Source organism: Amycolatopsis sp. CA-126428 (assembly GCF_002904335.1).
In the GTDB taxonomy this organism is placed as follows: Bacteria; Actinomycetota; Actinomycetes; order Mycobacteriales; family Pseudonocardiaceae; genus Amycolatopsis.
Genome location: NZ_PPHF01000063.1, coordinates 1 through 18,362, shown reverse-complemented (window position 1 = coordinate 18,362; position 18,362 = coordinate 1). Strand labels below are relative to the sequence as shown.

Annotated in this window: 17 protein-coding genes; 10 read left to right on the top strand and 7 right to left on the bottom strand. The window is 67.7% G+C overall.

The annotated features are described in order from the left end of the window. Nucleotides 1-134: 134 nt before the first annotated feature. The 4 genes from C2L58_RS16585 to C2L58_RS16570 are packed head-to-tail and all read right to left on the bottom strand — an operon-like array spanning nucleotide 135 to nucleotide 4,047. Nucleotides 135-1,061 carry an aldo/keto reductase gene (locus C2L58_RS16585; protein ID WP_103338482.1) on the bottom strand — a complete coding sequence of 309 codons (927 nt, stop codon included), beginning with the start codon at nucleotides 1,059-1,061 and terminating at the stop codon, nucleotides 135-137. 51 nt (nucleotides 1,062-1,112) lie between these two features. Continuing rightward, nucleotides 1,113-1,745, bottom strand: coding sequence for a nuclear transport factor 2 family protein (locus tag C2L58_RS16580; protein WP_158264129.1), 633 nt, complete (start codon nucleotides 1,743-1,745; stop codon nucleotides 1,113-1,115). A gap of 40 nt (nucleotides 1,746-1,785) precedes the next feature. Then, nucleotides 1,786-2,538 (bottom strand): SDR family NAD(P)-dependent oxidoreductase, encoded by a 753-nt coding sequence (locus C2L58_RS16575; RefSeq protein ID WP_103338480.1) that lies wholly within the window; start codon nucleotides 2,536-2,538, stop codon nucleotides 1,786-1,788. A gap of 48 nt (nucleotides 2,539-2,586) precedes the next feature. After that, nucleotides 2,587-4,047 carry an aldehyde dehydrogenase family protein gene (locus tag C2L58_RS16570; protein ID WP_103338479.1) on the bottom strand — a complete coding sequence of 487 codons (1,461 nt, stop codon included), beginning with the start codon at nucleotides 4,045-4,047 and terminating at the stop codon, nucleotides 2,587-2,589. Nucleotides 4,048-4,464: 417 nt separating this feature from the next. On the opposite strand from C2L58_RS16570, the gene C2L58_RS16565 reads away from it, so the two are divergent. From C2L58_RS16565 to C2L58_RS16540, 6 genes are all read left to right on the top strand, one after another. After that, nucleotides 4,465-5,682, top strand: a complete 1,218-nt coding sequence (locus C2L58_RS16565) for a sugar ABC transporter substrate-binding protein (protein WP_158264128.1) — start codon at nucleotides 4,465-4,467, stop codon at nucleotides 5,680-5,682. A 5-nt stretch (nucleotides 5,683-5,687) separates the two neighbouring features. Beyond that, the gene (locus C2L58_RS16560; RefSeq protein WP_158264127.1) at nucleotides 5,688-7,223 is read left to right on the top strand and encodes a sugar ABC transporter ATP-binding protein; all 1,536 of its coding nucleotides are present in this window, start codon (nucleotides 5,688-5,690) and stop codon (nucleotides 7,221-7,223) included. Nucleotides 7,224-7,228: 5 nt separating this feature from the next. Beyond that, nucleotides 7,229-8,350, top strand: coding sequence for an ABC transporter permease (locus C2L58_RS16555; RefSeq protein WP_233225763.1), 1,122 nt, complete (start codon nucleotides 7,229-7,231; stop codon nucleotides 8,348-8,350). 139 nt (nucleotides 8,351-8,489) lie between these two features. Further along, entirely contained in the window at nucleotides 8,490-9,119 is a 630-nt protein-coding gene (locus C2L58_RS16550) for a TetR/AcrR family transcriptional regulator (RefSeq protein WP_103338475.1), read from the top strand. Between the two features lie 105 nt (nucleotides 9,120-9,224). Further along, nucleotides 9,225-10,190: an amidohydrolase family protein gene (locus tag C2L58_RS16545; RefSeq protein WP_103338474.1), complete on the top strand. Its 966-nt coding sequence runs from the start codon at nucleotides 9,225-9,227 to the stop codon at nucleotides 10,188-10,190. Next, complete coding sequence (locus C2L58_RS16540; RefSeq protein ID WP_103338473.1) at nucleotides 10,187-11,071, top strand: cyclase family protein; 885 nt, start codon at nucleotides 10,187-10,189, stop codon at nucleotides 11,069-11,071. Before C2L58_RS16545 ends, C2L58_RS16540 begins: the two co-directional genes overlap by 4 nt. A gap of 6 nt (nucleotides 11,072-11,077) precedes the next feature. Here the strand turns inward: C2L58_RS16540 and C2L58_RS16535 are convergent, their stop codons facing one another. Both C2L58_RS16535 and C2L58_RS16530 read right to left on the bottom strand, forming a co-directional pair. Next, on the bottom strand, nucleotides 11,078-11,806 hold the full coding sequence (locus C2L58_RS16535) for an IclR family transcriptional regulator (protein WP_103338472.1): 729 nt from the start codon (nucleotides 11,804-11,806) through the stop codon (nucleotides 11,078-11,080). 197 nt (nucleotides 11,807-12,003) lie between these two features. Then, nucleotides 12,004-13,686 (bottom strand): bifunctional 3-(3-hydroxy-phenyl)propionate/3-hydroxycinnamic acid hydroxylase, encoded by a 1,683-nt coding sequence (locus tag C2L58_RS16530; RefSeq protein ID WP_158264126.1) that lies wholly within the window; start codon nucleotides 13,684-13,686, stop codon nucleotides 12,004-12,006. A gap of 262 nt (nucleotides 13,687-13,948) precedes the next feature. Here C2L58_RS16530 and C2L58_RS16525 point away from each other — a divergent pair, with 262 nt between their 5' ends. From C2L58_RS16525 to C2L58_RS16510, 4 genes are all read left to right on the top strand, one after another. Beyond that, a complete protein-coding gene (locus C2L58_RS16525; protein WP_158264125.1) occupies nucleotides 13,949-14,845 on the top strand; it encodes a VOC family protein in 897 nt (298 codons plus the stop codon). After that, a complete protein-coding gene (gene mhpA, locus C2L58_RS16520) occupies nucleotides 14,842-16,443 on the top strand; it encodes a bifunctional 3-(3-hydroxy-phenyl)propionate/3-hydroxycinnamic acid hydroxylase MhpA (protein WP_103338469.1) in 1,602 nt (533 codons plus the stop codon). Before C2L58_RS16525 ends, mhpA begins: the two co-directional genes overlap by 4 nt. Nucleotides 16,444-16,502: 59 nt before the next feature. Continuing rightward, the gene (locus tag C2L58_RS16515; protein WP_103338468.1) at nucleotides 16,503-17,417 is read left to right on the top strand and encodes a fumarylacetoacetate hydrolase family protein; all 915 of its coding nucleotides are present in this window, start codon (nucleotides 16,503-16,505) and stop codon (nucleotides 17,415-17,417) included. 87 nt (nucleotides 17,418-17,504) lie between these two features. Next, the gene (locus tag C2L58_RS16510) at nucleotides 17,505-18,077 is read left to right on the top strand and encodes an NADPH-dependent FMN reductase (protein WP_103338467.1); all 573 of its coding nucleotides are present in this window, start codon (nucleotides 17,505-17,507) and stop codon (nucleotides 18,075-18,077) included. A gap of 78 nt (nucleotides 18,078-18,155) precedes the next feature. Here the strand turns inward: C2L58_RS16510 and C2L58_RS16505 are convergent. Beyond that, on the bottom strand, nucleotides 18,156-18,362 hold a 207-nt coding region (locus tag C2L58_RS16505; protein WP_146073608.1), incomplete at its 5' end, for an RICIN domain-containing protein.

Sequence of the window (18,362 nt, the reverse complement as noted above, 5' to 3'; positions counted from 1 at the left end):
CAAACCCGACGAAGGCATACACCATCATCGCAAACCCATCATCGTAAACCAACTAACGACGCGCGACACTAGCTCCGCCGGGTCGACGGGCGCGAGGTCGAGGGCGACGTCGACCGGCTCGGTCACCGCGGCGGTCACGCCCGGGGCCGGTCGGCGACGACTGCGGTGAGGGTAGCGGTGTCGAGCGTGATCGTTCCGGCATCGACGTTTGCTTCGAGATGGCTGAGATCAGCTGTCCCCGGGATGAGCAGGACGTTCGGGGAGTGGTGCAGCAGCCACGCCAAGCCGACCTGAGCCGGCGTGCGGTCGAGCGACTTCGCCGCGGCTCGGATGGCGGCATCGTCGGTGACCTTGGGTGTGCCAGGCACCGCGCCCCCGAGAGGAAAGAAGGGAATCCAGGCGATGTGCTCGCGGGCGCACACGTCGAGCAGGTCCTCGTCTTTCCGGTTGAGCAGGCTGTACTCGTTCTGTACGCAAGCGATGCCGGCAGGGAGCGCACGATGCAGCGCGGCAGAAGTGACGCTGCTCAGGCCGATGGCGCCGAGCTTCCCTTCGTCGCGCATGGCGGTCATCACCCCGAGTTGGTCGTCGAGGTCCACCACCTGGTCGCCTTCGGCGCGCAGCCGTGACGTCCGATCGAGGCGCCTGAGGTTCACCACCGGCAACCGCTCGAGCCCCAGGGTCCTGAGGTTGTCTTCGACGCTGGCGCGCAGCTGTTCGGGTCGCTGCGCCGGTCGCATGGGAAAGGGACCCCCGGGATTGGGGTCGCAACCGATCTTCGTGACCACCAGGACGTCGTCCTGGGCTCCCAGTCCCTCCCGCAGCAGTTCGTTGACCAAGCCGTCGCCGTAGAACTGAGCGGTGTCCACGTGATCGACACCCAGTTCGACGGCCCGGCGAAGCAGGGCGATCGCAGCTTTTCGGTCATCGTGCAGACGCCGCAACTGCATTGCTCCGTAACCGATCCGTGCGACGGTGCGCCCGGCGAGCAGGCCGGTACCGCCAGGCCGCGGTCCTTCGACGGCTGTCGGGCCGGAACCTGAAGTGCTGTCATGGGTCATCGTGTTGACTGTCCTTGATCGAGTCGGTGACCGTTGCGCGAAAGCTCGCGCTCAGTCGGAACTGGAGGAGACGTGCGCGAGTTCGGGGAACGGGCCGCCGTCATGCGACCCCAGCCAGGAGAACGCGGCCTCGTAGAGCGCGTTGACCGGTCCGGGTTGGTCGTCTCCGTAGAGGTCGTCCCTGATCTGCCTCCCCGCCTGGTGCAGGTGGTAGCCCAGGTACATGAACGGCCGGCGGAACCTGGCCAGCAGCTCGGGATCGATCGTGGGCGATGACCCGTGGACGACCGGCACCACGGTGTTGCGTTCATAGATGCAGTCGAGAGCGGAAATCATCCAGCTGCCGTTGAGGCGCTCGACCCGGTAGAGCAGCCGGGTGTAGGCGATGATGTAAGCGTCCACTCCGCCGAAATCCTGGATCACCGAGATTTCGGCAGGCACCTCGGCCACGGCCCGATCGCCCTTGTGGTGTACCACGGGTGGCGCGAGCCGGTGACTGGGCCGGATGCCTTCGGCATAACTGGCTCGGGATAATTCCACGAACTCGTCGCCGGGCCCGTCGAACCAGGTGATGTGCACGCGTGACCGCGGGTGGAAGCACGACGCCTCCTGCTCGAACCATCCGCGGTCGCGTCCCTGGCGTTCTTTGAGGATCACCTGAGTGATCGCGGTGACGTCGTCCATGGCGCCCGCTCCTCGGTTGTGATCGTGCATCGTGGTGGGCTCAGACCCGCATGAGCCCACCGTCGGCGACGATCGTCTGCCCGGTCACGAACGCCGAGTCGTCGCTGGACAGGAAGGAGATCGAGCCGACGATGTCGGTCGCCGTCCCGACGCGTTTGATCGCCTGCATGTTGGCCACCATTTCGAGCACCTCGTCGCCGATGAAGCTCTGCCCACCCGGAGTGCGCGAGGCGGTCGGGCAGACTGCGTTGACGGTGATGCCGAACGGTGCGAGGTCGGTTGCCAGTGCGCGGGTGAACCCGATGACCCCGCCCTTAGCCGCCATGTACGGAACCATATTCGGTACAGCGAGACCGAGCGAGTTCGACGCGAGGTTGACGATCCGGCCCCACGAGTTGTCGCGCATCGAGGGCATCACGGCCTTCGCCATCAGGAACTGGGAGTCCAGGTTGATGGCCTGGATGCGCTTCCACTCCGCGAAATCGAGTTCCCAGATGTCGCGGAACGGGAAGATGCCGGCGTTGTTGATGAGGATGTCGACGCGGCCGGCGAAGCCGAGCATGTCGGCGGTGATGGCTTCGACTTGTTCCGGGTCGGAGACATCGGCTTGCAGATCCAGTGCCTTTTGCCCGATGTCCTCGACGGCCGAGACCACTGCGGCTGCGGGATTGAGGTCGACGGCGATGATGTCGGCACCGCGGCGGGCCAGTTCACAGGCGACGGCCGTGCCGAAGCCGCCGGCCGCGCCGGTGACGACGGCGACGCGGCCGCTGTGCGAGGACGTTGTGGACATGGAGGCTCCTTTGCCAGCTGGGAGAGGACGATCCGAAGGGTGTGCCGGTCAGTGGCCAGTGGGTGCGTAGTCCTGCACGATCTGCTTGTATTCGAGGAAGTCCTCCATACTGGCGACACCGCCGAGCCGGCCGAGACCACTGGCCTTGAAACCGCCCTCCTCGAATTCGATGGTCAGGTTGGCCCAGCTGTTGACCGAGATCAGTCCGGCGTCCAGCTGCCGGGCGACGCGCACCGGCCGGTCGACGTCGCGGCTGTAAATACAGGCCGACAGTCCGTAACGGCTGTCGTTGGCCAGCGCGATCGCCTCCTCCTCGGTGTCGAAGACCTGCACGGTCTGCACTGGGCCGAAGGTCTCCTCCTGGACGATCGGCAAGGCGGAGTCAGACACCTGCAGCAGCGTCGGCTGGAAGAAAGCACCGTCGGCCAGTGTGGGGTCGGTGCTCGGCCCGCCACGGACCAGCGCCTTCGCACCCGCCGCGATGGCCGCCTCGACAGCGGCGTCGACCCGGGCGACCGACGTCTTGTCGATCATCGGGCCGATTTCGCTCGCCGGGTCCGAGGCCGGGCCCGGCTTGACCGCTTCCAGCCGCTGGGCCAGCCGCTCGATGAGCTCGTCGGCGATCTCCCGCTGCACCAGGATTCGGCTGCCGGTCATGCAGAACTGGCCGGCGAAGACGGTCGAGGACGCGACGACGGTGGGGACCACCAGGTCGAGGTCGGCGTCCGCGAACACCAGGTGCGGCGTTTTGCCGCCCAGTTCCAGTCCGACCCGCTTGAAGTTCGCCGCCGCGGCCGCGGCGATGAGTTGGCCGGTGGCGGTGCTGCCGGTGAAGCTGATCACCGGCACCTGCGGTGAGTCGACCAGCAGCCGGGCGACCTCGGATCCGGATTCGACGACGACGTTGACCACGCCGGCCGGCAGTTCCGGCACGCTGCCCAGGATGTCGGCCATCAGGTCGGCGGACTGAGCCGCCTGGCCAGGCAGCTTGAGCACCGCGGTGCACCCGGCCGCGAGCGCCGGCGCCAGTGCCCGGATGGACAGGTACGCGGGGGAGTTCCACGGGACGATGAGGCCGGCGACTCCGACCGGTTGCCGGATCGACAGCGCTTGCCGACCGGGCTGAGTGTCACTGACCCGGCCGGAGGTGTGCAGGGCGAGGCCGGCGGCGAACCGCAGCGCACGAACGATGAAGTGCGCCTCGAAACCCGCTTCGGCCTGTAGTTTGCCGTTCTCCCGGCACAACGTGGCGACCACCTCGTCCAGCCGCTCGGCGTAAGTGTCGGCTAGATGGCTCAACGCGGTGGCTCGCTGCATTGCGTCGAGTCGCCAGCCGCTTTCGACGAACGTCCGGGCGGCGGCATCGATTGCCGCCTGCCCGGTTGCCGCGTCGGCCTCGGCGTAGGTTCCGATCACCTCTCCGGTTGCCGGGTTGGTGCTCGTGGACGTGGTGGCAGTATCGACGCGTTGCCCGGCGATCCAGTGCCGCACTGCGACGTGCTTGGTCATCTTCTCGTCTCCTCTGCCGGGCGTTGCCGGCAACAGCGTCGATGCGACGGGGGTCGGTGGAAGAAGTCGGCGTAGCCGTCGGCTCACGCTTAGCGTTCACTTCTGTGCACCGGTTTCACGAATGTTGAACCCTGGCGCGCGCTGTGTCAATGCCGCCGACCGGCACGAGGGGGTTCACTGTCGGCGAAGATGGCGGATTGACCGGCTGTGTCTTGTCCATCCACCTTGGGGACTGCGGTGGGAAGGTGGACGGATTACCTGGTCGGGGGGCGGTTGCGACGGCGGTGGTGCGAGTTCGCCGCTTCGCCAATCCCGCACCTTCGCCATTGACGCCGGTGGTCCGCTGGCCTACGGTCGGGCAACCAGCTGTAAGTAACGACCGTCACAGAAGGTCGTCCAGCGGTGGCGTGCCCCTGCGTGACCAGCGTGAGCGGCCGCTGCAGTTTCAGCTTCTTTCAATGGCGACAGGAGAGTGCAGCAGTGCGTCACAGAATCGATGACCGGTGTGTGAAGCGTTCGACACGCTGGCGGGTGAGTGTCGCCGGTGCGGCCGCATTGGGCGTGTTGGCCAGTGCGGCCTGCGGGGCGTCCGGCCCGGGGGAGTCCGCACCGGGTGGGCAGGCGGACGTCGCCGCCGCGAAGACAGCCATCGCCGCCTACCAAGGCCACCCGAGTGCCTTCCCGGTGTCCGAGCCGCTGAGCAAGCCGTTGCCGGCCGGCACGAGGTTCGTCTACCTGCAGTGCTCGACGACCGCGTGCGGACTGATAGGCAACCTGATCCGCCCGGCGATCGCGGCAGTCGGCGGGACCTTGTCCTCGGTGAACGCCAGTTCGACGGCGCAGGCGTCGCAGGCCGCCGTGTCGAGCGCGCTGGCCCTCAAACCCGACGCAGTGATCATCACCGGGATCGATCCGTCGCTGTTCGGTGACGGGCTCAAAGCCCTGTCCGCCGCCGGGATCAAGGTGGTGTCGCTGTCGATCAGCAAGGACGTCAAGCCGTTCGGCATCACGTTCAACTACATCGGTTCCCAGCTCACTCTTCAGAACGGCAAGCTCCTGGCGGACTGGGTGATCGCCAACAAGGGGGCGAACGCCGACGTCGTCTTCTACGGGGTGCCCGCCCTCGACTTCTCCGGACCGATGCAGAAGGCCTTCGAGGACGAGATGAAGAAGAACTGTCCTTCGTGCAAGGTGCGCACCGACCCGATCGGCTTGGCCACGATCGGGACGACCTCGGCGAGGACGGTCGTGACCGATCTGCAAGCCCATCCTTCGACGAACGTCGCGGTGTTCGCCAGCTCCGAGGTGGCCGCGGGCTTGCCGGCTGCGATGAAGGCGGCCGGATTGTCGATCACCACCCTCGGCTATGCCCCCACGCCCGGCAACCTGCAGGACATCAAGGACGGCGGCTTGACCGCCGGGCTGGCCATCGACTTCCCGGTGTCGGTCTGGACCGGTGTCGACGCGGCCGCACGCCTGATCGAGGGTGGCCAGCCGGTTCCGGGGCAGCAAGCCGGGCAGGTGCCGACGCAGTTCCTGGAGCAGAAGGACATCACCTTCGACCCGACCCGAGGCTGGTCGGGATATCCGGACTACCAGCAGCGTTTCACCCAGCTCTGGCATCCGGCGAGGTGAACGCGGTGATCGCTGGATCCGCACCGCTGCTGCGGGTGCACGAACTTTCGAAGACCTTTCCGGGGTTGAAGGCTCTCGACGAGGTGTCGCTGGACGTGCACGCCGGTGAGGTGGTCGCGGTGCTGGGGCACAACGGCTCGGGCAAGTCGACGCTGGTGAAGATCCTGGCCGGTGTCCACCAGGCCGATGCGGGCGGAAGTGTCCAGGTGCGCAACGCCGAAGGGCGGCTCACGGCTTGGTCGGCGGCGCGCGAGGAGCTGCACTTCATCCACCAGGATCTCGGCCTGGCCGACATCCTCTCGACCGTGGAGAACCTCGGCTTGGGCAAGCCGGCGCGTGGCCGGGGGTTCGCTCCCGTGCATACCGCCGCCGAAAGACGGCACGCGCAGCAGCTGATCGCCCGCTTCGGTGTCCGGTTCGACGTGACGGCGCCGGTGGGTGGGCTCTCACCGGCCCAGCGGGCGATCGTGGCGATCGCCCGGGCGATGGACGGTTGGACCAGGCAGGACAACGTCCTGGTGCTCGACGAGCCGACGACGGCGCTGCACGGCGACGAGGTACGAATCCTCTTCGACGCCGTCCGGCGGGTCGCGGCCTCCGGTGCCGGGGTGGTCTTCATCTCCCACCGGCTCGACGAGGTGCTCAGCCTGGCTGACCGGGCGGTCGTGCTGCGCGATGGCAGGGTGGTCGCCGACGAAACGACCAGCCGGCTCGACCACGACGCGATGGTGAAGCTGATCGCCGGCCGCGAGGTCGCCGACGTCGACCTCACCGGTGGCAGCGGCGGCCCGCCGGTGCTGACAGTCTCCGGCATCAGCGGTGAGGAGATCCAAGACTTCTCCCTCACCCTCCACGCCGGGGAGATCGTCGGTGTCGGTGGCCTGCAGGGTTCGGGGCGTGAGCAACTGAGCGCAATGCTGTTCGGCGCCCGGCACCGCCGCGGCGGCCGGGTCGAGGTCGCCGGCCGGGAGCTGGCCTCCGGCGACACCTCCGCGGCGATCGGGAGCGGCGTCGCCTACGTGCCCGCCGATCGCAGGCGTGGTGGCGCGATCATGGATCTCACCGTCCGGGAAAACCTGACGCTGCCGTCGCTACGGCCGCTGCGACGGCGCCTGGGCCGGATCGACCGCCGGGCCGAGCTGGCCGAGACCCGGACGTGGATGCGGGTGGTGGACCTGCGTCCGCCGGCTCCGGAGTTACCGCTGAAGCTGCTCTCAGGAGGCAACCAGCAGAAGGTCGTGATGGCCAAGTGGCTCCGGCTGGAGCCGAGAGTACTGCTGCTTGACGAACCCACCCAGGGCGTCGACGTGGGGGCGAAGGCGGCCATCCACGAACTCGTCGTCGCCGCGAAGAACAGCGGCACAGCCGTTCTCGTCTGCTCATCCGACACCAAGGAACTCGTGTCTTTGTGCGACCGGGTGCTGGTGTTCAAGGACGGCCGGGTGATCAGCGAAGTCGCCCGGGCACAACTGACCGAAGCCCGCCTGGTCCGCGACGAGCTGGGACTCGACGCAAACCTCAAGACGGACAACACGGAGTGAAGCAGATGAAGGAAGCTCGGGTCACCGACGTCCCGGCAGTTTCGTCGAAGACTGCCCCTCAAGCGCCGACGAAGACACAGAATTCGCGGGTTCCGACGGAATCCGACTCGTGGCAGGTGCGATTGCGGCGTGTCGTGGCGTTTCGCAACGCTGCCGCCTTATACCTGTTCGCCATCATGTTCGTCATCTTCTCGCTGTGGGTGCCGGACACCTTCCTGACGGCGAGTACGTGGCGGTCGTTGTTGTCGAACGAGGCGGTCACCTGCCTGGTAGCGGTCGGTCTTGTGGTGCCGATCGCCGCAGGGGTGGTGGATCTCGCGATCGGCACCGAGGTCGGGCTGGGGGCGGTCGTCGTGGCGCGGTTGCTGGTCGGTTCGGTGCCGATCGTGTGGGCCGTCGTCTTGTCCTTGCTGGCCGGCGCGGCCGTGGGAGCGTTCTCCTGGTTGATGATCACCCGCGCACGGATCCCGTCGTTCATCGCGACGTTGGGCGTGAGCTCACTTCTGACCGCTGCGATCGCGTGGATCTCCGGCAGTCAGCAGATCGTCAACCTGCCCAGCGGGTTCGAGGTGCTGGGAACGGGGCTGCTGTTCGGCGTGACGTGGCCCTTCTACATCATGGTGGTGGTGGCCCTGGTGCTGTGGTACGTGCTGGAGCGCACGCCGGCGGGCCGGCGCATCTACGCCACCGGCGGCAGTATCGAGGCAGCCCAGCTCAGCGGCATCCGTACCTCGCGCGTCATGCTCGGCGCGCTGGTCACCGGCGGCGTCGTGGCCGCGTTGGCCGGCCTCCTGCTGACCTCACAGCTGTCCGCGGGCGATCCGACCGTCGGACCTGGTTACCTGTTGCCCGTCATCGCGGCGGTGTTCCTGGGGTCGACGCAGTTCCGCGGTGGCCGGTTCAACATCTGGGGCACGGTGGTGGCGGCCTACGTGCTGGCCGTGGGTGTGAAAGGACTGCAGCTGGCTCAGCTGCCGATCTGGATCCCCGATCTCTTCAACGGAGCCGCGCTGCTGCTCGCAGTCGGCTTGGCCGCTTGGCGGCGCACGCCCGGCACGCGCGCAGCCTGGGGTCGGCGGCTGCCGTGGCTCAGGTGGAGGGCCGCGGCCGGTAAGGACATGCTATGAGCACAGGGTCCGGTCCGCTCACGCGCTGCGTACCGGTTGCCGGGGCGCGCACCGATGAACCGACCACAGCGGCCACCGGCGCTGCCCGTCGGACCCATCGCCGTGTGCTTTCCGGACCGGCCGTCCGTAGGCTTTGCCGGTGAGCGAAAAAGCCACCAAGACCAAACGGCAGGAACAGGGCGACCGCTCGCGGGAGGAGATCCTCGACGCGGCCAGCCGACTGATGGCCCTCCGCGGCTACGACGGCACCAGCATCTCTGCGCTGTCCAAGGAGGTGGGATTGCCGGCCAGTTCGATCTACTGGCACTTCGGCTCCAAGGAGGGCGTGCTCAAGGCGGTCATGGAGCGAGGTGCCGCACATTTCGCGGCGTCGACGTCCCCGGATGATCTGCCTCAAGCGGGCTCGCCGGCGCAGAAGGTGACGTGGGTTCTGCAACGGGCCGCCAGGGTCATCGAGGAGTCCCCCGACTTCCTGCGCTTGCAGACCATCCTGCTGCTCAGCGCCCCGAACGGAGAAGTCAGCGACGCGGTGCTCCGGCTGCGACGACGGCAGCGGGAGGGACTGCGCGATGCCTTGGCCCTGTGCTTCGCCGAACCGGATGGGCCACCGGCCACAGCCGTGGCCGACCGGTTGGTCGATTTCGCCGGGGCAGCGTTCGAAGGCGCGTTCCTCACTGCTCAAGGGGGCTCACTGGCGCACTCGGACACGTTGGCGAAGCTGGTCGACGTCCTGATTTTCATGGCAGCCGAGAACGGGGAGCCGGGTTGACATCCTGACGGCACGACGCATCTCGACCCGCGCAACTTGAGCGAGCGTCTATCCAACGCTATGTCTGGATCGATCGTCACATAAACTGAAGGAGGCGGCGAGCACATGAACGCCGGGAGTGATCGGAAATCCTCGCGAGAACGCATCGACACCCACACCCACGTCGTTCCCCCCGACTACCTGGCCTGGCTGCGGGCCAACAGGGACTACGGCGGGGCGGTAGTCGACTGGAATGTCGACGCCGCGCTGGAGGCCATGGATTCCAAAGGCATCGCCACCGCCATCCTCTCGGTCTCGAGCCCCAGCGTCCGGTGGGGACCTGGTGACGACCCAGTGCAAGTACGCAAGCTGGCACGCGCGGTCAACGAGTTCTGTGGCGAACTCGTACGAGCAGATCCCGGCCACTTCGGCTTCTTCGCGACGGTGACACTGCCGGATCTGGACGGCTCCCTGGAAGAAGCCCGGTACGCTCTGGACGACCTCGGGGCCGACGGTGTCATCGTGCTCGGCAACGTTGACGGCGTCTACGTGGGCGCACCGCAGTGGGATCCGCTCATGCAACTGCTCGACGACCGGGCGTCGGTGCTGTTCATCCACCCCACCGCGCTGCCCGGGCCGCCCGTCGAGGGAATCACCGCAGGCGTCGTCGACTTCCTCGCCGACAGCACCCGCGCGGCGGTGAACCTGGTCAAGCACGACTGCCCGCGCCGGTACTCCCGCCTGCGGATCCTGCTGTCCCACGGCGGGGGCTTCGTCCCCTTTGCCGCCGCCCGCATCGCCAGCATGATCTCCCGAGAGGCGGACGAGGCCGACGTCCTCGCCCAGCTGCGGACCTTCTATTTCGACACCGCGCTGACCGGCCCCTACGCCCTGCCTTCGCTGCTGGCTTTCGCCGATCTGGAACACGTGACGTACGGTTCCGACTGGCCTTACGAGTTCCGCCCGGACCAGTCCCGCCGGTTCACCGAAGGGCTCGACGCGTTCGACCTGACGGGCGAACAACGCCACGCCATCGACCGCGGTAACGCCGAGCGGTTGTTCCCGCGGCTGGCCCGGGTTCGGTCCTCGTGAGCGTCGAGCCGGGGGAGGCGCCGCCGAGCAACTGGGGCCGGTGGGGAGATGACGACGAGCTCGGCACGCTGAATTTCATCACCGACGAAGCCCGGGCCCGGGGCGCGGCCGCGGTCCGCACCGGGCGCGCGGTGTCGCTCGCCCATCCCGTCACTCCGGTGTCCCTCGCCGGTGGGGGCGCGACGCCGCACGGGCTCAGCCCGATGCCCGCGCCGGTCCAGCAGTTGCTCGTCTACACCGGTTCACCGGCGCGTGCGCTGTCGGATGTACTGGTCGTCAACACCCACCACGTCGCCCTGACGCATATCGACGCGCTGGCGCACGTGCCAGTGGATGGCCGCGTTTATCCCGGTGTGCCGGTCGACGATGCGGCGCAGCGGGGAACGCTGCGGCACGCGTCCACGACCTCGTTCGTCGCGGGGATCACCACTGCCGGGACCTTCCTCGACCTTGCACCAGGCGGGCGGCTCGCACCCGGGCACGAGGTCACCGCGGCCGATCTCGACGCGGCCGAAGCGCGGGCCGGCGTGCGCGTCCGGTCCGGAGACGCCCTGGTCGTGCGTGGTGGCTGGGTGGTGCACCAGGACCTCGGCGAACCGCTGCCGGCGATGACCTTGGACGCCGTTCGCTGGCTGGCGCGCCGGGAGATCAGCGTGCTCGCCAGCGACATCGGCGACCATCCGCCGGGACACGGGCCCGCCTTGGTGCTGCACCAAGTCGGCCTGGCGCGGCTGGGGCTGGCCCTCATCGACAACGCGAACGTGTCGGCCCTGGCCGAGGTGTGCGCGGAAACAGAGCGCAGCCAGTTCCTCTTCGTGCTGGGTGCCCTTCCGGTGCACGGCGCAACCGGCGTTCCGGTCAGTCCTCTCGCGATCACCTGACAGCGCTCACCGTGCCCGGTGGCCGATCTCTGCCGACATGGCCTCGGTCGAACGCAGCAGTTCTTTGGTCACCGAGGCGAGCAGTTCGTCGGTGACCTGCCGAGAAGGCATGGCGATCGAGACGACGAGCGGGAGCGAATCAGCCGCGGGGAACACCGGAGCGGCCACTGAGACGACACCGGGCACCACTCCGCCCGAGGTGACCGCCACGCGAGTGCGCCGCACCTCGGCGACGATGCGGTCGATCTCCGCGAGGTCAGGCGCCCGGGTGTCGGCTGCGTCGTCGAACTGGCTGCTCAGCAGCGGCGCGGTCAGCGTCTGCGGTAGATACGTGAGAAACACCCGGCCGACCGACGACGCCAGCAGCGGCATGGTCGCACCGACCCGGACGGTGATCGGCAGGGCATATGAGCCGTAGTCCCAGCGGACGATGACCGGCCCGTGATCAGCCCAAGCCGCGAGGTTGACCGCGTGGCCGGTCCGGTCGCGCAGCGTCGGCAGGTGCTCGGAGACGAGCGCGACCTCATCCATCCGCCGCAGGGCCTCGATGCCCAGCCTGCGCATGGCCGGCCCGAAATCATAGCGGCCCGAACCCGGCGACTGGGCGACGAGGCCGACCCGGGCCAAGCTCACCAAGTAGCGGTGCACCTTGCTCGGCTGCATACCGCTGCCGACGGCGATCTGCTTGAGGCTCATGGGCCCGAGGCCCTTCTCCATCGCCTGCAGCACGGTCATGGCGAGTTCAACGGACTGAATGCCCTGCCGCGTCGGAGACACGCTCGTGTCGTCGGTTGTTTGAGGGTTACCTGGGCCGGTCACAGGAACACTGTACGTGCAGCTGATCGCCGGCGGCGCCCTGTGGCCTGCCCATACCGCTCGAGGTGCCCGGGCCCGTCGATCCACACGTGCCGGCGGTCGGCGATCTCGTGTGCTCAGAGAGCGGACCCGGTCGCCTGCGCGTGCCGAGGCCCAATCGCTTCGTCGAGTTCACGCCACCCGTGATGGGCAAGCTGAGCGCCGAGTTCGTCGAGCAGAGCCGGCAGCTCCGCGACCGAACACGCGGTTCCGAATATGTAGCCGTCGGGTCGCTGGAGGAAGGCGCGTACGCCCCTCGCCTGGAACCACTGGTCGTACTCGCCGTCGATGTCGAGGAAATAACCGGGCCCAGGACCGCGCGAGACGTGGACGACGTCGATGTCCAACCTGGTCAGCAGGTCACGCTGGGCGCCGTCGAACAGCTCGGCCGGAACCGCGTGCCGGGACACGATCCGCCAACCGGCTCCGAATTCGTCGAGGCGGGCGACTCGCCGGTCCAGGGCTACCCGCGCCTGCGGTGACGGACGGCCGACCGGGCCGTCCGCATCGTCGTCCGCGCCTTCAGAGAAAATTCCCGCGCCCAGCCTGGGGAAGATGGGTGGCGTCGGCACGGTGCCGGTGAGCAGCGCCTCATCACGCTGCCGTGCCAGCTCGGGGTCACGCATGAGTACCAGTTCACCGAAAGCCATCGAAATCTCGGTCAGTCGCCGCACGTGCGGTGCCCGCTCCGCTTCATAGGTGTCCAGCAGGGTGTCGGCCGCCTCGCCGCGCACCACGGCGGCGAGCTTCCACGAGAGGTTCATCGCGTCGCGGACACCGGAGCACATGCCCTGCCCCATGAACGGTGGCATGGTGTGCGCGGCGTCGCCGGCGAGCAGTACGCGACCTCGCCGCCAGGGCGAGGTGAGCGTGCTTTCGAAGGTGTAGACCGCTCGCCGCTCGATCCTGCCCATCTCGGGAGTGATCCCCCAACGCGCCAGCAGATCCCAGCACCGCTGTTCGTCCACCAGCTCCGCGCGGCTCTCACCCTCGTTCGCGGCGAACTCGAACCGCGAATGGCGGGGCCCGGACCACCGGCCGGCCAGCAGCGGCCGCTCGATGTCGAGCACCTGGTAGACCTCGGGCAGCTGAGGCAGGTGCACGTCCGGGTTGCGGTGCTCGAGGTCGATGACGAGCTGGTCGAGAGCCGGGAAACCGAGATCGGTGCGGTCACTGCCGAGAACAGTGCGCACCCAGCTGCGCGCTCCGTCCGCTCCGATCACGTAGCCGGCCCTGATCGTGCAAGGGTCTGCGCCCAGCCGGGGGCCGGCCTCCGGACCGTGGCTGGGGACGACGGTCAAGGTGACGGCGTCGGAATCCTGCTCCAGGCGGGTCGCCACGGTTCCCATGTGGACTGTCACCCCGAGCTCGCGCACCCTGGCGTCGAAGATGGCCTCGATCTCCGGCTGGTAGGACAGGTAGCTTTCCTTCCAGCCGCTGCCGCCTTTGCCCAGCATGAGAGTGGCCAGTACCTGCATGTCGGCCGACATGAGGCTCCACTCCAGCATGGGGCGGGCCACCAGCTCCACCGCCTCGGCAACGCCCAGCCGCTGCAACGTCCGCATGGTCTCGCCGTCGAGGTGCCCGGCCCGGGACAGGGAGTACCGCTGAGGCCAGCGCTCGACGACGACAACGTCCAGCCCCTGCTGTGCGAGCAGGCCTGCCGTGATCATTCCGACGGGCCCGAAGCCCACGATCGCGACGTCGCAGTCGGTGTGGGTGGGCAGCGTCGCCTCACCGTGCTGGCGGGGGTGTGCCACGTCGACTCCTCGCAAAATTGCTCACCTACGAATGAGGTGGTTGGCCGATCGAGGGCCCGCGCCACCCCGCGTCGTCCCGAGCCTGACCCGGCCGCGTGTGTAACGAACGATACAGATGGAAGGCTAGGGACGGGGACACGCCATGTCAAGGCTGCGTCACCTCGGCGACCTGTCATCGAAGCCTGCTCGCGTTCACGTATATGCATCGAATTCACCAAGATGCTATGGTCGACGCGCTGTAGTCACGGCGGAAGGAGCAGCGATGGGTGTCCACCGCATCATCAGCCTCGTTCGCGAGGTGCCGAACCTGCCTGCGACGCGGGCCTTCTATACCGAGTTCGGACTGCACGAGACGTCGCCGGGCACGTTCGCCACCCAGATCGGCGGCGAACAGCTGGAGTTGCGCTCCGGCAGCGAGCCGCGCGTCGCCGAGTTGAACATCGGTGCGGACGCCGAAGCCGATCTCGACGCCATCGCGCGCCGGATCGAGGGTCTCGGTATTTCCGCCGAGCGCACCGGCCGCGGAGTGGAAGCGGTGGAGCCGGTCACCGGAGTGCTGGTTCGGATTTCGATCGCCGAGCGGTTGCCGAAGGACCCGCCACCGAGTGCGCCGACGTCGGTGGAGCGGACCGAGCTGGTGCAGCGAGATCCAGTCCGGCCGCAGCGGCTCGGCCACGTGGCCATCGGGTGCACCGACGTGGAGCGAGCCAAGCGGTTCTTTCTCGACGGCATCGGCATGCGGCTCAGCGACTACGTGATCGGTGGCCCGTTCATGCGATTCGAAACCGACCACCACAACGTCGTGCTGTTGCCGGCTCCCAAGACGCTGCTGCACCACACCGCGTGGAAGGTGCGCAACGTCGACGAAATCGGCTACGGCGGCTCGCGGATGATCGAGAACCATCCGGACCGCCACGCCTGGGGGCTCGGTCGCCATGCCGCGTCGGCGAACTATTTCTGGTATCTCAAGGATCCTGCAGGCGCCTTTTCCGAGTACTACTACTCCGAGATGGATGATCTGGCGGATACTCCGTTCTTCTGGGATCCCGATCCGGACGGCGAAGAACTCCCGGTCGCGGCGTGGGCTTCGCCGGCGTTGCAGGACCGACCGCTGGTCCCGGAGGCCATGCGGGCGCCGATCTTGGCCTCGGGAGAATGACGTCGATCGGGCAGGACGTCCTGGTGATCGGCTACGGCCCCACCGGCATGGCCCTGAGCGCGCTGCTGGGCCAATACGGTCACCGGGTCACGGTCGTCGAACGCTATGCCGGCCTCTACAATCTGCCGCGGGCAGCGACCTTCGACGACGAGACCATGCGGCTGCTGCAGAAGCTCGGCATCGCTGAGCGGGTCGCCACCGGAACGCGGGTGCAGCGCAGCTACGACTGGTGCAACGCCGACGGCGAGGTGCTGATCGGGAACGAGTTCTCCGACTTCGGCCGCTGCGGCTGGCCGGAGTTCAATATGATGTTCCAGCCGGTGCTGGAGCGTGAACTGGACGCCCTGTGCCGGCGCACACCCGGCATTGAGGTCGTCCGTGGCTACGCGGTCACCGAACTGCGGCAGACCGACGACGGAGCGGAGGTCGTCGCTTCCCCGGCCGACGAGCTGGGCAGGCCTCTGCGAACGCCCGATGACGCTCGTCGCACGTTCAATGCTCGCTTCGTCATCGGCTGTGACGGTGGGAACAGCACCGTCCGTTCGGATCTGGGCGTCGAATGGGACGACTACGGTTTCCAGGAGCCGTGGCTGGTCTGCGACTTCCGGCTGAAGCGTGACCTCAAACTGCCGATGGCGCTGCAGTACGGAGATCCTGAGCGGCCGATCTCGATCATCTCGATCGGGCCGCACCACCACCGGTTCTCCTTTATGCTCGACGATGCCGTCTCCGGCCCGCGGATCAAGGCCGACCAAGTGTGGGCGTGGGTCTCGCGGTGGATCAGCCCGCAAGACGCCGACCTCATCCGCATCGCGCCGTACACGTTTCGTTCGACCATCGCCCGACAGTGGAGGAAGGGGCGGGTCCTGCTCGCCGGCGACGCGGCCCACCAGATGCCGCCCTTCCTCGGCCAGGGCATGTGCTCGGGTTTCCGGGACGCCAACAACCTCGCCTGGAAGCTCGATCTGGTGCTGCGAGGAGCGGGCGAAGACCTGTTGAGCACCTATGTGGAGGAGCGAGCGCCACACGTCCGAGCGATCACCGCGAAGGCGGTAGAACTCGGCCGGCTGCAGACCATCCGTGACAAGCAGGCGGCCAAGCGCCGAGACGAGGAACTCCTCGCCCGCAGGCGCGCCGGGCTGCGCCCTGAGGGCTTCCGCTTCCCTGGCTACTCCGAGGGGCTGCTCGCGCCGGCAGCCGCAGACGACTACGCCCGCGGTCAGCTGTTCCCGCAAGCGTGGGTAGGGACCGACGCCGCTCACACGCAACGGTTCGACGACGCCTCCGGCGGCGGATGGGTGCTCGCCGTACTCGGATCGGCCACGTGTACCGGCCTCGACGACGACCTCGCGGCCTGGCGCGCGGTCGGCGGCACCGTGGTCGTACTCGGCACTCCGACCGGTCCCGCGAACCCGTGGCCGGTGGTCAACGACACCGACGGTGCCTACCGGCAGTGGTTCGACGAGCACCGCTGCACGGCCGTCATCGTCCGGCCGGACTGGTACGTCTACGGCTCGGCCGCGTCCGACTCGCTCCGTCACCTGCTGGCTGCCTGTCTGACGGACCTGCACCCCGCCCGGCTGGTGTCGCAGGCCTGATCCCGATCTTCCGAAGCCGGTCACCGATCGACATCGACCACACGAGAGCAGAGCGAACCATGCGAATCGCGAACGTTGCCGGACGCACAGTCCTGGCCCACAGCCAAAAGCCCATCGACGTCTTCGAGGCGAGCGGCGGCCGCTTCGGCCCCAGCCCGTCCGAGGTTTTCGCACGATGGGCCGAGTTTTGCGCCTGGGCCGACGCCGAATACGGCACTGACGAAGTCGTGCTCGAACCGGAATGGCTCCGCGACGAGAAACTCGGCGCACCCAGCCCGCACCCGCGGCAGGTGTTCGCCATCGGGTTGAACTACGCCAAGCACGCCCAAGAGTCGGGCTACGAACTTCCGACAACCCCGGTCGTGTTCACGAAGTTCCCGTCGTGCATCGTGGGACCACGCTACGAGCTTTCCCTCCCGCAGGGCAACGTGGACTGGGAGGTGGAACTCGTCGTCGTGATCGGCGCCCACGCCCACAATATCGACGAGGACCAAGGCTGGGCAGTGGTCGCCGGCCTGACCGTTGGGCAGGACCTGTCCGAGCGCATCTTGCAGCGTTCCGGCCCGGCGCCGCAATTCGGCCTGGCGAAGTCCTATCCCGGGTTCGGTCCGACCGGACCCATCTTGGTCACGCCCGACGAGTTCGCCGATCCCGACGCTGTGGAAGTCAGTTGCCGGCTGGGTGAGGAAATCCTGCAACATGACTGGACTTCGGGCATGGTGTTCGGGGTCGCGGCGCTGGTGTCTTGGCTCTCCCGGATCACACCGTTGTTTCCTGGGGATCTCATCTTCACCGGCACGCCGTCCGGCATCGGGATGAGCAGGACGCCGCCGCGCTTCTTGAAGGTCGGTGATGAACTTATCAGCCGCGTCGAAGGTATCGGCGAAATCCGGCAGCGAATCGTCGGCTCGTACGCTGCCCCTGCCCCTGCGCCTCCCCGCCGGACCGCAGCCGCCGAAGCCGGAGGGGCGTAGGCCGGTCAGCCGGGCTTCGGCCACGCTGAGCCGATGCCGGCCGATACGAGGCTTTGACCAGTTCCGCACATGAAGAGAAGAGTCGCCATGAACGAGACCAAGCCGGTTCTGCAGGTCGTGATCGCGAGTACCCGGCCTGGCCGGGTCGGACCCGCCTTCGCTGGGTGGTTTGTGAAAGTGGCCGACGATCATGGCGGCTTCGCTGTGGAGACAGTAGACCTCGCCGAGGTCGGACTGCCGTTCCTGGACGAGCCGAAGCACCCGAAGTTGAGGCAGTACCAGCACCAGCACACCAAGGACTGGAGTGCTACCGTCGATCGCGCTGACGCGTTCGTGTTCGTGACACCGGAATACAACTACGGTTACAACGCTGTCTTGAAGAACGCGATCGACTTCCTGCATCAGGAGTGGGCTGACAAGGCGGTCAGTTTTCTCAGCTACGGCGGTATCGGCGCCGGGACGCGCGCGGTCCAGCAGCTCAAGCAGGTCGTCACGACGCTGCGGATGGTACCGATCTTCGAGTCGATCAACGTCTCGTTCGCGGCGCAGAAGCTGACCGCCGGGGGCCAGCTGGCCCCGGACCGTCTGATGGACGAGGCCGCTGCTGTCATGCTCGACGAGCTGCTGCGGGTCACGAAGGCGTTGCGACCGAATCGGTGAACGGCCGCCGGTTGAACCAGGGCCCGGTCCGGCGGCGGCCGGTACCGGGCCCTGGTCTCAGAGCCGGCGATCGTGAAGTCACCCGCGGTGCCATTTCTGGTTCGCTCCGCCGGTGCAGTCCCACAGGACCAGGGGTGCCCCGTCGTTGCCGTTCCAGCCCTGGATGTCGACGCACTTGTTGGCCTGCGGGTTGACGAGGTCGCCCGCCGCGGACAGGACGAACTGCTGGGCGGCGTTGCCGCTGCACGTGGCGATCTGGATGACCGCCCCGTTCGCCGTGGAGCC